Here is a 14,013-nt window from a genome sequence, read left to right as displayed (position 1 = left end):
CACGAAACGGCCTCGTCCGGGCGAAGCCCGAACCGATCCTCGATCAAGGTAAAATGACGAGCGCTCCGCACCACGCTGCGCGCATAGCCCGTCCGCATCCGCGTCGTCGCACGCGGATTGGGTTTCGATAAGATTTATCGGTGAGTCGGTGCCGCCCGCAACGCGCGGGGAATGTCTATCGGCATTTCGCCATAACGGTGCGACCACGGTGAGGGTTGGATGGACGTCAAGGCACGTGATGGAGCACCGGCTCCGTATTGGAGTCTTGTCGGGGTGCGGGAAGGGGCCATCGCGGTCATCCCCGGTTTGCCCGGTGTCGTGGTCTTCTCTGCCTCTTTCGGTGCGCTGGCCGCGCAGAAGGGCGTGCCGCTGCTGGAAACAGTCTTGATGAGCGCGCTTGTATCCGCCGGTATCTCGCAGTTTCTGGCGGTGGAGATGTGGGCGCCTTCGATTTCGGTACTTTTGCTGGCGACCATCGTTGCCACCACCATCGTCGTGAATTTGCGTCTCTCGATTCCGCCGGCGGCCATGCAGCCCTGGATTGCCGGCTCGCCGCCGTGGCAGGTTTATCCAAGCCTGTTCATGATGACGATCACAAACTGGATCCCCACCGTGCGCTATCGCGCGTCCGGCGGCGCGGATGTCGGCTTTCTGTTCGGCGGCGGGCTCGCCTGCTGGCTCACATGGGTTGGAGCGACCGCAGCGGGACAGATCTTCGGCGGCTTGATCACCGATCCGAAGCGCTACGCTATCGATCTCATTCTGCCGCTGTATTTCGTCGCCCTGCTGACGCCGACCTACAAGGGCATAGGCCGTTCGATTCCCTGGGCGGTCGCTGGCGCGGTCGCGTTGCTGATGCAGCAGCTGGCGCCCGGTTATTGGTATCTGATCGTCGGCGTTGTCGCCGGCGCGATCACCGCTGGATTGATGTCCGATGAATAGCGTCGTTCCCTACGGGCCGTATGTCGCCATCATCTGCATGGGTATAGTGACCGCGACGTTGCGGTTTTCCGGCTACTGGCTGATGGGGAATGTGCAGTTCACGCCGCGCATTCGACGCATCATGGAGGCCTTGCCCGGCTGCGTGGTTGCTGCGCTCATCTTGCCGATCCTGCTCAGGGAGGGCGCGCCCGCGGTGGTCGCTGTTGTCGCCGTGGCGCTGCTGATGGCGTGGTGGCGGAAAGAGTTCGCGGCTCTGGCCGTCGGCGTGGCCGTCGCGATGACCGTCAGGTCGCTTGCTCTCTAGCCGCTCGCTTTTTCCAGGCAAAGCGGGGAACTTTCCGCCATGATACGCGTTCAGGAGCGCCCGCACGGGCGCCTTGATCCCGGAGTGTCCCCATGACAGCGCTCGCCGTCTCTCTGCCCCGCCGCCTGACGCCAGTCCTCGCGATCCTGCTCGCCCTGTTCGTGTCGGGTTGCGGCATCAACAACATCCCGACGCTGGATGAGCAGGCCAAGGCGAAATGGGCCGACGTGCAGAACAACTACCAGCGCCGCGCCGACCTGATCCCCAATCTGGTTGAGACGGTGAAGGGCTATGCCAAGCAGGAGAAAGAGGTGCTGGAGGCGGTGATCAACGCCCGCGCCCGCGCCACCCAGGTCCAGGTCAATGCCGATACCATCACCGATCCCGATGCATTCAGGAAATTCCAGGAATCGCAGGCGCAATTGTCCGGCGCGCTCGGCCGCCTGATCGCGACGGTGGAGAATTATCCGGACCTGAAATCGAACCAGAATTTCCTGGCGCTGCAATCGCAGCTCGAAGGCACCGAGAACCGCATCGCGATCGCACGGCGCGATTACATCGAGGCGGCGCGTGCCTATAACACCGAGCTGCGCACCTGGCCGGGTATCATCTGGGCAAAGACGGTCTATGCCAGCCACAAGCCGATGGAAACCTTCACCGCGACCGCGGGCTCGGACAAGCCGCCCAGCGTGAAGTTCTGACGGGCGGCCGCGCATGCGGCTTCGCGCTTTCATCGTTGCGCTCGCGCTTGCCGTCATTTCTACGGCGGCGCTGGCGCAATCGCTGACCTTTCCCGAATTGACCGGCCGCGTGGTCGACGGGGCTGGCATTCTCGATGCGTCCACCCGCGAGCAGCTCGAAAAGCTCTCCGCCGATCTCGAGGCCAAGACCACGGACCAGCTCGTGGTCGTGACGCTGAAATCGCTGCAGGGCACGTCGATCGAGGATTACGGCTATCAACTCGGGCGCAAGTGGCAGATCGGCCAGAAGGACAAGAATAACGGCGTCATCCTGCTCGTCGCGCCGAACGACAGGCGGGTGCGCATCGAGGTCGGCTACGGGCTCGAGCCGACGCTGACCGACGCGATTTCGAGCGTCATCATTCAGGGCTCGATCCTGCCGCGTTTTCGCGCCGGCGACTTCGCCGGTGGTGTCCGGCGCGGCGCCGAGGACATCGCGCAGGTGCTGTCCGGCGATGCCAGGGAAATCCAGGAGCGCGCGGCGCAGCGGCAATCGGCCTCGCGCGGCATGAGCATCGAAGAGATCCTGATCCTGGCGTTCTGGATCTTTGTCGCGTTCATAATCATCCGCAATGTGATCGCGAATATGCGCGGACAACGCGGTGGCATCCGGCCCGGACAGGTGCGCCGCACGAGCGATTGGACCAATTACAACCCGGTGATCATCGGTGGTGGCCGGTCCGACAACGGCTGGGGCGGCGGCTCGTCGGGCGGCGGATTTTCCGGCGGTGGCGGTTCGTTCGGCGGCGGCGGTTCGTCGGGGAGTTGGTGATGCTGATTTCAGACACCGACAAGAAGCGGATTTCCGCGACCATTGCCGCAGCCGAACACAAGACGGCGGGCGAAATCTTCTGCGTGATCGCGCGGCAATCCGGTGACTATCGTCTGGTGCCGGTCGTGTGGGCCGCCTTCGCGGCGCTGCTGCTGCCGCTGCCGCTGATTTTTTTCACCGCCATGCCGGCGCAGTGGATCTACATCGCGCAGCTTGCGCTGTTCGCTGTGCTCACGCTGGCGCTGTCGATTGATGCCGTCCGCTTCCGCATCGTGCCGCGGCGTCGCATGCATGAGCAGGCGCACGCCGAAGCGGTCCGGCAATTCTGCGCGCAGGGCCTGCACAAGACCGAAAACCGCACCGGCGTTCTGATCTTTGCTTCAGAAGCCGAGCATTATGCCGAAGTCATCGCCGACGCCGGCATCAATGCGAAAGTGCCGCAGGCGGTGTGGGACGATGCGGTGGCCGTCCTGATCGCCGAGATTGCGCGGGGGCGAGCGGCGGACGGCTTTGTCGGTGCGGCGGAACGCTGCGGCAATGTGCTGGCGCAGCACTTTCCACCCGGCGCGCTCAATCGCAACGAATTGCCGGACAGACTGATCGAGATTTGAGTTTCGCGCCGCGAGGCGAAAGAAAGCCCGGCCTCAAGTCGACTTCGCCAATGCCGCATCTGTCACGGATTTGCTCGGCACGATCAGGTCATATCGATATTTTCCCTCGTGCCATCCAAGCTCGGCCTGCCCTCCCAGTTGCTGTGGAATCAGTCGCGCCAGCAATTGCGTGCCGAAACTTCGTCGTGCGGGAATGGTGTTGCTTTCGATTGGAGGGCCACCGGTCTGCAATTCGGTCCAGGTGAGCCGGAAGGTGTCGGCTTGCAAATCCCATGACAGGATGACGCGCTGGTCTTTTCCAAGAGCACCATGCTTCAGCGAGTTCGTCATCAACTCATGAATGGCGAGCGGCAACAGCTGCGCGGCGGCAAACGACAGCTTTATCTCACGGCCCGACACGTCGACATTGGTCCGAAAGCTGCGCGTAACCTCTTCAGCCATGGCTCGCAATTCCGCCGTCTCTGACGATCCCAGGCCCGCCGCAAGGGCGGACAGTCGGCCCTGAAACTCTGCAAACGCTTCCGGCGTTTCTTTAAATGACTGTCGAGCCAGTGCGATTGCCATAGCGCAGGTATTGCGCACCCGATGGTTCAACTCGCCCACAATGGTCTGCAAAACCTTTTCCGCGGCTTCCTTGCTGGAAAGCGCGGCCTGCAAAGCCACATTGTTGCGAAGGATCGAAAAGGTGAGAAGAGCCAAGAGGAGCGCGATCGTGACGCCAAAGCCAAAGATCGAAAGGCCGCTCTGCACCAGTCCATTTTCACTGTGGACCTGCAGCCGCAAAAGATAGTCGCGTCCCGCGAATGTGATGGTCCGTGTGACAGCGGACGCTTCGGACGGCGGTCCCGCATGGAACACCGGCCCGAAATCGGCGGCAGCGGTGTCCACGATTGTCAGGGTCGTATTTGCCGGGAGCGGGCTCGGCATCAATTCAGAAAACAGAAAGCTGAAGCCCAGAACTCCGAGCAACCGGCCGTTGACCGATATCGGTCCATAGATGATCAACGCAGGTTCGGACGGATTCTGGATGAGACGCAGGGGCGAAGTCGCAACCGGCCGATTTGATCCAACTGCCTTCTCGATCGCAGCCTTCGGCTGCGGGCGAGAGTTCAGCGCCAGGCCTACCGAACTGAGGTTCGGGTCGGTTGGAGGAGCGATGTCGAGGTTGACATACAGCACCTCATTGGGTGGAGGAACGTCACTGGCGGTCGGGCCGAACAGCGTCGCGTTTTTGCGAGCTAGCGCATCGATCAAAAGCGGTCGTTCGGACGGCGAGACACGTACGCCCCAGACCATGGAATAGGCATTGGGGATGAGACCCAGGACGCGGCCGGCGAAAGCGCTTAAGGCTTCCGGGTCGAAAGGGTCTTGCGGTTGAAACGTGGCGGCGGACAGGCGCGCAAAGGTCTCGTATGTCGCAAGCTTGCGACTCAAGTCCGCAGCGTAGCGATCCGCCAGGCTTTCGTGTTCGACCAAATCCGATTCCGCCCGAAGGACCGAGTCGCGGATGGCGAGTGCGCCGCAGAGGATGCAGCCCAAGCTAAACACGCAAACGCTGATCAATAAGGGACGCATCAAATGTTTATGCTTCAGATCGATTTTGCGGCGTTCCGAACGTCAAGAGACGAAGTGGAAGTCGTGCCTAAACAGCAATCGGGTCGATGAACGTGACGCCAAAGCGATCTGCTTCAGCGAAGGGTCTGGAATTCGACTCCAAGACGCTGAAAGCATCCCTTCGTGTCGCCGATTCGCTTGTCACGTGGATCAGACTGAGCGTCTCCCGGTCCCAGACCTGCAAAGCGCGGCGGTCGAACGCTGCCAGCCTGACAACGGCCTGGATCGCCTGCTCCACGCTTTCCGCATTCAGAATCGCCAGGGAGTGTCGCCCGTTGGCTTCCGAGAAAAGCAGGATAAACTCTTTCATGGGTTTCTGCCGCACGGTCCTTCGGGGCGCGCCAGTCAGGACGTAGCGGAAACCGAGAGGGCTGACCGTTCACCGATTGCTATACAATATCACGGATTGCTGCGGATGAGCGGTGTTTGGGTACCTATTTGGAGCAGACGGTCGGATGTGCGCGACTAGAGTAGATTTGCAACTTCGGGCCCTCGAATCGAAGCGTCCGGTGCGGCGCGATTGGGAAATGCGCGGCTTCTTCGCGGAGAGCGTCGACCTCTGCGCCGGCGCCGGGTTCGATTATCAATGGAGCGGAAGCCGTCACTATCTCGCGCTGCACGACATCAGGCTGAGAGATGGAGAGGCTTCGATCGATGGCGTTCAGGCTCCACACATCTTGGATTTGCGCCAAACCCTTACCTTCGCTCCGAAAGGCTGCCAGATTTCGGGATGGTCGCTGACCGAAAACAGAAACAACAACTATCTGGCATTCACATACGAACCTTCGTTACTCGAGGAGGAGTTCGAAAGATCCTTTTTATCGGTTGAGGCAAGACCGCTGCTTTACTTCAACGATACGCCACTCGGGTTCACGCTCGAAAAGATCAAGCATGAACTCAAGCTGGAGCGACCGGATACTCTCTATCTGGAAACTTTATGTCTTTGGACCGCTCTTGAAGTCGAGCGGCTTACCCAAAGTGGAAAGTTGCCGCCTGCGAGCGGACCGGGGGTATTATCGGCAGCGGCTGTCGAAAAAGTGCGCGAGTACATACACGCCAATCTGGCGAAAGACATATCGCTGAGCGAGCTCGCGTCGGTTGCGGGCCTTAGCCGGTTTCACTTTTCACGTTCGTTCAAAAAAACTTTCGGCCTGGCGCCCCGTCAATATCTGTTGCGGAGTCGTGTGGAGCGCGCCAAGACGCTGATTGCCGAGAGCGATCCGGCGCTGGCAGAGCTATCCATGCTGTTGGGATTTAATAGCCCTGCGAGACTGTCGGCCGCTTTCAGACGCTATGGGGGCGGCACCATTGCGCAGTACCGGCGAGAGAATCGGGAGCCCTGATGGGCGTCTCAAATTGACGCGCAGGCAACCGGATTCATAAGGCCGGGTTTGCTACCCGCCTCCGATTTCCCACGGTCACGCCGGATCGCCGCTGTCCTCAATACCCCACCGCCGTTGCGCCGCGCGTCCGCGTATCCGCCGCGCCGGCGAAACCGTCCTTGGTGATCAGGATCGAATTCGCCGAGGTGTTCGGCACCCGCGTGGCAATCGCGTGCCCGCGTTCGACCAGCCCCTTCAGCGTCTCATCCGGGTAGGTCTTCTCGGCAAACACCTCGTCCGGCAGCCATTGATGATGGATGCGCGGCGCCGACACCGCCTCGGCCACATTCATCCCGTGATCGAGCACGTTGAGAATGATCTGCAGCACAGTGGTGATGATCCGGCTGCCGCCCGGCGAGCCGGTGACCAGATACGGCTTGCCGTCCTTCATCACGATGGTCGGCGTCATCGACGACAGCGGACGCTTGCGCGGCGCCGGCGCATTCGCCGTCGCGCCGACCAGGCCGAACGCATTCGGCACGCCGGGCTTGGCGGCGAAGTCGTCGAGCTCGTTGTTGAGCAGCACGCCGGTGCCCTCGGCGATCAGCCCGTTACCGTAAGAGAGATTGAGCGTGTAGGTGTTCGACACCGCATTGCCGAAGCGATCGACCACCGAGAAATGCGTGGTGTTATCGCCTTCCGCCGCGACCGGGTCGCCGTTGCGGATCTCGGAGGATGGCGTCGCGCGCGCGCCGATATTCTTGGCTATGGTCCGCGCATAGCGCTTCGAGGTCAGCCCGCGCACCGGCACTTCGACGAAGTCGGGATCGCCGAGATAGACCGCGCGGTCGGCATAGGCGCGCCGCATCGCCTCGACCATCAGATGCACGGTCTCGACGCTCGATGGCCCGGTCTTCTTCAGGTCGTAGGGCTCGAGAATATTCAGCATCTCGATCAGATGCACGCCGCCTGAGGACGGCGGCGGCATCGAGACGATGCCGTAGCCGCGATACTTGCCAGTGACCGGCTTGCGCTCCTTCACCTGGTATTTCCTGAAATCGTCCGCGGTCATCACGCCGCCGGCGTCGCGCACGGCCGCCGCGATCTTTTCCGCGACATCGCCATCGTAGAAGCCCTGCGGACCCTTTTGCGCGATTGCTTCCAGCGTATTGGCCAGATCGGTCTGGATCAGCCGGTCGCCCTCGCCATAGGACGAGCCGTCGGCTTTCAGCATCACTTTCACCGACGACGGCCAGCGTTCGAACAGCGGCTTGGCCGCAACCATGGTGTCGGCAAGATCGCCGGTGACGATGAATCCGTCGCGGGCAAGCTTGACCGACGGCGCGAGCAGTTGCGCCAGCGTGAACTTGCCGGACCCGTATTTCCGGTGCGCCAGCGCCAGTCCTGCCACCGTCCCCGGCACGCCGACGCCAAGACCGGACTTCAGCGATTTCTGCGGATCGGCATTGCCGGCATCGTCGAGGAACGAGTCCCTGTCGATCTTGCCCGGCGCCATCTCGCGATAATCGATCGCGATCGCCTTGCGTGGCTTGGCGAGCCAGATCACCATGAAGCCGCCGCCGCCGATATTGCCGGCGCGCGGATAGGTCACCGCCAGCGCAAAGCCGGTCGCGACCGCCGCATCCACTGCATTGCCGCCCGCTTTCAGGATATCGACCCCGATCTGTGCGGCCATCGCTTCCTGCGCGACCACCATGCCGTTCCGGGCGGTGACGGCCTGCGCGCGCGGCGCTTCTGAGAGCGGCTTGTCGTGAACCGGGCCTTCCTGCGCGAGCGCGGGCGAGGCGAGAAGGGCGAGGAGGAAAACGAGAACTCGGATCATTGCGATTGGTCTATCCCCCGCTCAGTCCCGCGCAAGCAGGAATCCAGCAAATCTGGGTCCCCGCTTGCGCGGGGACGAGCGGACATTGGTGCGCCCCCAAGAGGTCTTGTCGTTACCGCGCCATCCCGTGATAGACGCTGTTCGGCCGCATGTCGGTCGCTGTCGCGATCCGGTTCGACATGTTGTAGAACCCGGCAATTGCGGCAATATCCCAGATATCGCGGTCGGAAAAGCCCGCGCGGCGGAGGCTGTCGCGATCGTGAACTTCGACCGCCCAGGGCTCGTTGGTCATCTTCACCGCGAAATCCAGCATCGCCCGCTGCCGCTTCGACAGCCGCGCGGCGCGATAATTCATCACCATGAGCTCGCCCAGCGCCGGATCGCCGGATATCTGCCGCACCGCGGAGCCATGCGCGGCCAGGCAATAATAGCAGCGGTTCTGCGACGACACCGCGACCGCGATCATCTCGCGCTCGAGCTTGCTTAAGCCCGATGGCCCCAGCATGAGGTCGTTATACATCGCGACAAAGGCTTCCAGCTTCTTCAGGTCGAACGCATAGGCCTTCAGCACATTCGGAATGAATCCAAGTTTCTCCATGCATTTATCGAAATAGGCCTGCATCGTTTCGTTGAGCGCAGGCTCCGGCAGCGACAGCGCCACGAATGCGGTGTCGTCGCCCGCGGTTGCGGACGGCGGGGCCGGTTTGAGCAGGGCGGTCCTGGACAGAGCTGTGTTGGACGGGCCTGTCGTGGACGGACGCGTCTTGGACGGACTCGTCTTGGATTTGTCATCACGCGATGCTTTGGTCCGCGGGTTCCGCCCGGCCGGTTTCTTCTGCGCTTTCGCCACGCGTTCCTCCCACAAGCTCAGCGCCGAAGCGTAGCGCCGGGCGCGGCCGGACGAAATCCAAGATTGCATGTTGCGATGCAGCACTCACGATCGTGACATTGGCGCCGCCAGACCTCGACGAATGGCGGTCGGTAGACGAAACTCCCGACTCAGGAGAGGCCATCCATGAACATTCAGAAGCCGCTCGCGGCAACGGGCGAACGCTCGATCACGCAACTTGTGGCGCAAGCCGGAGAGATATTGCGATCCGGGCGCAGCGGTGTTCCGGACGGTTTCGCGGCCCGCCTGTTCGAGCGCGCGTCCTTCGAGGATCTCTCCGTTTACACGCCGAAGGAGATCGCAGCCTTTGCGGCGCAGGCCTATGCGTTCCTGTCGCAGCGCCGGCCCGGAGCGCCGAAGATCCGAATCTACGCGCCTGAGGAGGCTGACGGCAAGTTCAGCCGTGCGGTGTCGGTGCTCGAAATCATCAACGACGACATGCCGTTCATTGTCGATTCGGTGATGGCGGAACTGAGCGCGCGTCATGCGAAGGTGCGGCTTGTGGTGCATCCGATCTTTGCGGTCGCGCGCGATTCCGCCGGACATCTCGAGCGGGTGTCGACCGAGGAGCCGGCGACCGAAGGCGAACGCCGCGATAGCTTCATCCACATTCATCTCGACCGCATCGCCGATGTGGCGACGCAGAATACGCTGATCCTCGGGCTCGAACAGGCGCTCGCCGACGTCAGCGTCGCGGTGCATGACTGGCGGCCGATGCTGGCGCGCGTCAGCGACCTGATTGCGGACATGAAAGCCAATCCGCCGCCGTTGCCGGAAGCCGAACGAACCGAGTCGGTCGAGTTCATGGAATGGCTGGTGGCCGAGAACTTCACCTTTCTCGGCATTCGCGAATACAGGGTCACCGGCCAGGATCGCGAACCCGCATTGATTCCGGATTCCGGATTGGGCGTGCTGCGCCGTGCCGATGCGCATGAATTGAGAGCGCGCGCCGGACAGGAGGTCATCACCGCGGCCCTGCATAAATTCTACGCCGAGCCGACCGCGCTCCTGATCACCAAGGCGAGCCTGCGCTCGCGCGTGCATCGCCGCGTGTTCATGGACATGGTCAGCGTCAAGCGCTTCGATGCGAATGGCAACGTGTGCGGCGAATTCCGCATCGTCGGCCTGTTCACCTCGACCGCCTATACGCGCTCGACCCGTTCGATCCCGTATCTGCGCAAGAAGGTGGATGCACTGCTCAAGCGTGCGCGATTCCATCCATCGGGGCATTCCGGCAAGGCGCTGGTCAATGCGCTCGAAACCTATCCGCGCGACGACCTGTTCCGCATCGACGACGACCTGCTGTACGAATTCGCGATGCTGATCCTGGAGTTGGACGAGCGGCCGCGCGTGCGCGTGCTGGCGCGCCGCGATCGCTTCGACCGCTTCATGTCGGTGCTGGTCTATCTGCCGCGGGCGCGTTCCTCCAACGACGTGGTGGAGGCGGTCGGAGAGCTTCTGTGCAAGAGCTACAAGGGTCACGTCAGCGGACTCAGCCTGTTCTTCCCGGAAGGACCGCTGATGCGCGCGCATTACATCATCGGACGGTCCGCCGAGCCGATCGACGATCCGCAGCGGTCCACGCTGGAGGACGGAGTCTCCGCAATCGTGCGCACCTGGGTCGACGCGCTCGACGACGAGATTGCGCGCACCCAGGAGGCCGGCCGCGCGCGGCAATTGTTCGAGCGCTATCGCAAGGCCTTCAGCGCCAGCTTCCGCGACCGTTACTCGCCGGAGACCGCGCTCGACAATATCCGCACCATCGAGGGGCTGTCGGCGGAACGGCCTCTCAGCGTCGACTTCCATACCCGGCCGAATGCCGAAAGCCATGTGATCGGCCTGAAGGTCTGGAGCTATGGCGGCGCCATTCCGCTCTCCAGCCGGGTGCCGATGCTGGAGAATATGGGCTTCAAGGTGGTGGCCGAGCGCACCTACGAAATTCGTCCGGGAACGCCGTCCGATACCCATGTCTGGCTGCACGACATGACGCTGGAAAGCGCGGATGGCGCGCCCGTCGACATCGCCGCATTGCAGACGGCGCTCGAAGCATGCTTCCTGATGGTGATGCGCGGCATTGCCGAGAATGACGGCTACAACGCGCTGGTCCTGAAAGCCGGACTGCAATGGCGCGACATCGTGCTGATCCGCTCGGTGTCGCGGTTCCTGCGCCAGGTGCGGGTGCCATTCTCGCAGGACTACATGTGGAACACGCTGCGCGCGCATCCGGCAATCGCGTCGCAGATCGTGGCGCTGTTCCACGCGCGGTTCGATCCGCGCGCCGAAGCCGACATCGCCCGCAAGACGAGGCAGACCGAGATTGTCGCCGAGATCGAGGCCGCGCTCGAAAAAGTGCCGTCGCTCGACGAGGACCGCATCCTGCGGCATTTCGTCAATGCGGTGCAGTCGGCGCTGCGCACCAATTTCTATCAGATCGGCGATGACGGCCAGCCGAAGGCGCAGATCGCGATCAAATACGAGAGCGGCAAGCTGACCACGTTGCCGGCGCCGCGCCCGCTCTACGAAATCTTCGTCTATTCGCCGCGGGTCGAGGGCGTGCATCTGCGCTTCGGCAAGGTGGCGCGCGGCGGCATCCGCTGGTCCGACCGGCCGCAGGATTTCCGCACCGAAATCCTCGGACTGGTGAAGGCGCAGCAGGTCAAGAACGCGGTGATCGTGCCTGTGGGTGCAAAAGGTGGCTTCGTGCCGAAGCACCTGCCGGTCGGCGGTGCACGCGATGCGATCGCGGCCGAAGGCATCGCCGCCTACAAGCTGTTCATCGGCTCGCTGCTCGATGTCACCGACAATCTGTCGGCCGAAGGCGCGGTGATGCCGCCGGACAATGTGGTGCGGCACGATTCCGACGATCCCTATCTGGTGGTCGCCGCCGACAAGGGCACCGCCACCTTCTCCGATACGGCGAACGAGATCTCAATCTCGCGCAATTTCTGGCTGGGCGATGCCTTCGCGTCCGGCGGCTCGGCCGGTTACGACCACAAGAAAATGGGCATCACCGCGCGCGGCGCCTGGGAGGCGGTGAAGCGGCATTTCCGCGAGATGGACGTCGACATCGGCGTCACGCCCTTCACCGTGATCGGTGTCGGCGACATGTCGGGCGACGTGTTCGGCAACGGCATGCTGCGCGAAACCACGATCAAGCTGGTCGCGGCCTTCGATCACCGCGACATCTTCATCGATCCCGAACCCGATCCGGCGAAGAGCTTCGCCGAGCGGCAGCGGCTGTTCGATCAGCCGCGCTCGAGCTGGCAGGATTACGACAAGTCGCTGATCTCCAGGGGCGGCGGCGTGTTCCCGCGTTCGCTGAAGGAAATTCCGCTGTCGGCGGAAATGAAGGCGCTGCTGAACCTGACCGCCGACAAGGCCACGCCGATTCAGGTGATGAGCGCAATTCTGAAAGCGCAATCAGATCTCCTGTTCTTCGGCGGCATTGGCACCTATGTGCGGGCCGCGAGCGAAACCGACGAGCAGGTCGGCGACCGCGCCAATGACGCGATCCGCGTGATCGGCTCCGACCTGAATTGCAAGGTGATCGGAGAGGGCGCCAATCTCGGCATGACCCAGCGCGGCCGCATCGAGGCGGCACATAACGGCGTACGCCTCAACACCGATGCGATCGACAATTCCGCCGGCGTCAACACCTCCGACGTCGAGGTGAATATCAAGATCGCACTCGGCGGTCTGGTGCGGTCCGGCGCGCTGCCATTGTCCGACCGCGACACGCTGCTGTTCGCCATGACCGACGAGGTCGCGGCGCTGGTGCTGCGCAACAATTATCTGCAGACGCTCGCCATCTCGCTGGCCGAACGCAACGGCCTCGACGATCTGGCGTCACGCCAGCGCCTGATGCAGACGCTGGAAGCGCGCGGCCTGCTGGACCGCGGCGTCGAGTTTCTCCCCGACGACGCCGAACTCGCCGAGCGCCGCCGCAGGGGCCAGGCGCTGACGCGGCCGGAGCTTGCGGTGCTGCTCGCCTATGCCAAGCTCACCTTGAGCAGCGATCTCAACGAGACCTCGGTGCCGGACGATCCCTATCTGGGCAAGGAGCTGTACCGGTATTTCCCGGCCGAGCTGTCGCAGCGTTATCCGGAGGCGCTCGAGCATCACCGTCTGCGCCGCGAGATCATCGCCACGCAGCTCACCAATTCGATCATCAATCGCGGCGGGCCGTCGCTGATCGCGCGCATGACCGACGAGACCGGCGCCTCGGCCGACCGGATCGTGCGCGCCTTCGCCGCGGTGCGCGACAGCTACGGCATGACCGAACTGAACGGCGAGATCGACGCGCTCGACAACAAGATTCCCGGCGCGCTGCAGCTCGATCTTTATGCAGCGGTGAAGCGCCTGATGATGGACCGCATGGTCTGGTTCATCCGCAACGTCGACCTCGACCAAGGACTGATGGGAATCGTCGAGCATTACAAGGCCGGCATCAAGGCGGTGGCGCGCGCCCTGGAATCGGCGCCGGGCGACGACGCCACACTCGCGCGCGACGGCCGCGCCAACGAGCTCACGCGCTCGGGCGTGCCGGAGCGGCTGGCCAAGCGGATCGCAAGCCTGCCGGCGCTGACGGTGGCGCCGGACATCGTGCTGGTCGCCGACAAGTGCGGACGCGACATGGCCGACGTGGCGCGGACTTTTTTGGCGGTGGTGCGCTACTTCCGGCTGGAGCGCGTGGTCGAAGCCGCGCGCCAGATCGAGGCGACCGACTACTTCGACCGCCTCGCGCTCGACCGGGCGCGCGATTCGCTTGGACGCGCGGCACGCCAGCTCACCGTCGAAGTGCTTAAGGGCGGCACGGGCACCGAAGCGATGGACGAGTGGGTCAAGCCGCGCGCTGTCGAGGTCGAGCGCATCCGCAAGTCGATGCACGAGATCGCCGATACCGGACTGACGATCTCGAAACTGTCGGTGGCGGCGAGCCTGCTGGGCGATCTGGCGGGGCGGTAAGCCGCGGACAT

11 protein-coding genes are annotated in these 14,013 nt (G+C 63.1%); 7 read left to right on the top strand and 4 right to left on the bottom strand.

The genetic code is table 11. The features are described from left to right. Positions 1 to 219: 219 nt before the first annotated feature. From AC5I5I_RS13320 to AC5I5I_RS13300, 5 genes are all read left to right on the top strand, one after another. Complete coding sequence (locus AC5I5I_RS13320; protein ID WP_495973712.1) at positions 220 to 942, top strand: AzlC family ABC transporter permease; 723 nt, start codon at positions 220 to 222, stop codon at positions 940 to 942. Then, a complete protein-coding gene (locus tag AC5I5I_RS13315; protein WP_495973710.1) occupies positions 935 to 1,246 on the top strand; it encodes an AzlD family protein in 312 nt (103 codons plus the stop codon). The genes AC5I5I_RS13320 and AC5I5I_RS13315 overlap by 8 nt, the downstream gene beginning before the upstream one ends. A gap of 92 nt (positions 1,247 to 1,338) precedes the next feature. Continuing rightward, entirely contained in the window at positions 1,339 to 1,947 is a 609-nt protein-coding gene (locus AC5I5I_RS13310) for a LemA family protein (protein WP_495973708.1), read from the top strand. A 13-nt stretch (positions 1,948 to 1,960) separates the two neighbouring features. Then, on the top strand, positions 1,961 to 2,758 hold the full coding sequence (locus AC5I5I_RS13305; protein WP_495973706.1) for a TPM domain-containing protein: 798 nt from the start codon (positions 1,961 to 1,963) through the stop codon (positions 2,756 to 2,758). Then, a complete protein-coding gene (locus tag AC5I5I_RS13300) occupies positions 2,758 to 3,369 on the top strand; it encodes a TPM domain-containing protein (RefSeq protein WP_495973704.1) in 612 nt (203 codons plus the stop codon). Before AC5I5I_RS13305 ends, AC5I5I_RS13300 begins: the two co-directional genes overlap by 1 nt. Before the next feature lie 33 nt (positions 3,370 to 3,402). On the opposite strand, the gene AC5I5I_RS13295 is transcribed toward AC5I5I_RS13300, so the two are convergent. Together AC5I5I_RS13295 and AC5I5I_RS13290 are read right to left on the bottom strand one after the other, a co-directional pair. After that, positions 3,403 to 4,845 (bottom strand): sensor histidine kinase, encoded by a 1,443-nt coding sequence (locus AC5I5I_RS13295; RefSeq protein WP_495973702.1) that lies wholly within the window; start codon positions 4,843 to 4,845, stop codon positions 3,403 to 3,405. A gap of 166 nt (positions 4,846 to 5,011) precedes the next feature. After that, the gene (locus AC5I5I_RS13290; protein ID WP_495973700.1) at positions 5,012 to 5,293 is read right to left on the bottom strand and encodes a hypothetical protein; all 282 of its coding nucleotides are present in this window, start codon (positions 5,291 to 5,293) and stop codon (positions 5,012 to 5,014) included. Between the two features lie 217 nt (positions 5,294 to 5,510). On the opposite strand from AC5I5I_RS13290, the gene AC5I5I_RS13285 reads away from it, so the two are divergent. Beyond that, positions 5,511 to 6,326, top strand: a complete 816-nt coding sequence (locus AC5I5I_RS13285; protein ID WP_495973698.1) for a helix-turn-helix domain-containing protein — start codon at positions 5,511 to 5,513, stop codon at positions 6,324 to 6,326. 97 nt (positions 6,327 to 6,423) lie between these two features. Here AC5I5I_RS13285 and ggt read toward each other — a convergent pair whose 3' ends face one another. Together ggt and AC5I5I_RS13275 are read right to left on the bottom strand one after the other, a co-directional pair. Next, positions 6,424 to 8,148, bottom strand: a complete 1,725-nt coding sequence (ggt, locus tag AC5I5I_RS13280; RefSeq protein ID WP_495973696.1) for a gamma-glutamyltransferase — start codon at positions 8,146 to 8,148, stop codon at positions 6,424 to 6,426. A gap of 112 nt (positions 8,149 to 8,260) precedes the next feature. Beyond that, positions 8,261 to 8,809: a peroxidase-related enzyme gene (locus AC5I5I_RS13275; protein WP_495973902.1), complete on the bottom strand. Its 549-nt coding sequence runs from the start codon at positions 8,807 to 8,809 to the stop codon at positions 8,261 to 8,263. 354 nt (positions 8,810 to 9,163) lie between these two features. Between AC5I5I_RS13275 and AC5I5I_RS13270 the strand changes: the two genes are divergently transcribed. Continuing rightward, a complete protein-coding gene (locus AC5I5I_RS13270; protein WP_495973694.1) occupies positions 9,164 to 14,002 on the top strand; it encodes an NAD-glutamate dehydrogenase in 4,839 nt (1,612 codons plus the stop codon). Positions 14,003 to 14,013 lie beyond the last annotated feature (11 nt).

The sequence above is a fragment of the Pseudorhodoplanes sp. genome (assembly GCF_059499825.1).
This window is presented reverse-complemented; position numbering and strand designations above follow the sequence as displayed.

Coding starts and splice junctions, on each gene's coding strand:
- AC5I5I_RS13300 (WP_495973704.1), top strand. CDS start 2,758: ATGCTGATTTCAGACACCGACAAGAAGCGGATTTCCGCGACCATTGCC.
- AC5I5I_RS13290 (WP_495973700.1), bottom strand. CDS start 5,293: ATGAAAGAGTTTATCCTGCTTTTCTCGGAAGCCAACGGGCGACACTCC.
- AC5I5I_RS13285 (WP_495973698.1), top strand. CDS start 5,511: ATGCGCGGCTTCTTCGCGGAGAGCGTCGACCTCTGCGCCGGCGCCGGG.
- AC5I5I_RS13310 (WP_495973708.1), top strand. CDS start 1,339: ATGACAGCGCTCGCCGTCTCTCTGCCCCGCCGCCTGACGCCAGTCCTC.
- ggt (WP_495973696.1), bottom strand. CDS start 8,148: ATGATCCGAGTTCTCGTTTTCCTCCTCGCCCTTCTCGCCTCGCCCGCG.
- AC5I5I_RS13315 (WP_495973710.1), top strand. CDS start 935: ATGAATAGCGTCGTTCCCTACGGGCCGTATGTCGCCATCATCTGCATG.
- AC5I5I_RS13305 (WP_495973706.1), top strand. CDS start 1,961: ATGCGGCTTCGCGCTTTCATCGTTGCGCTCGCGCTTGCCGTCATTTCT.
- AC5I5I_RS13320 (WP_495973712.1), top strand. CDS start 220: ATGGACGTCAAGGCACGTGATGGAGCACCGGCTCCGTATTGGAGTCTT.
- AC5I5I_RS13270 (WP_495973694.1), top strand. CDS start 9,164: ATGAACATTCAGAAGCCGCTCGCGGCAACGGGCGAACGCTCGATCACG.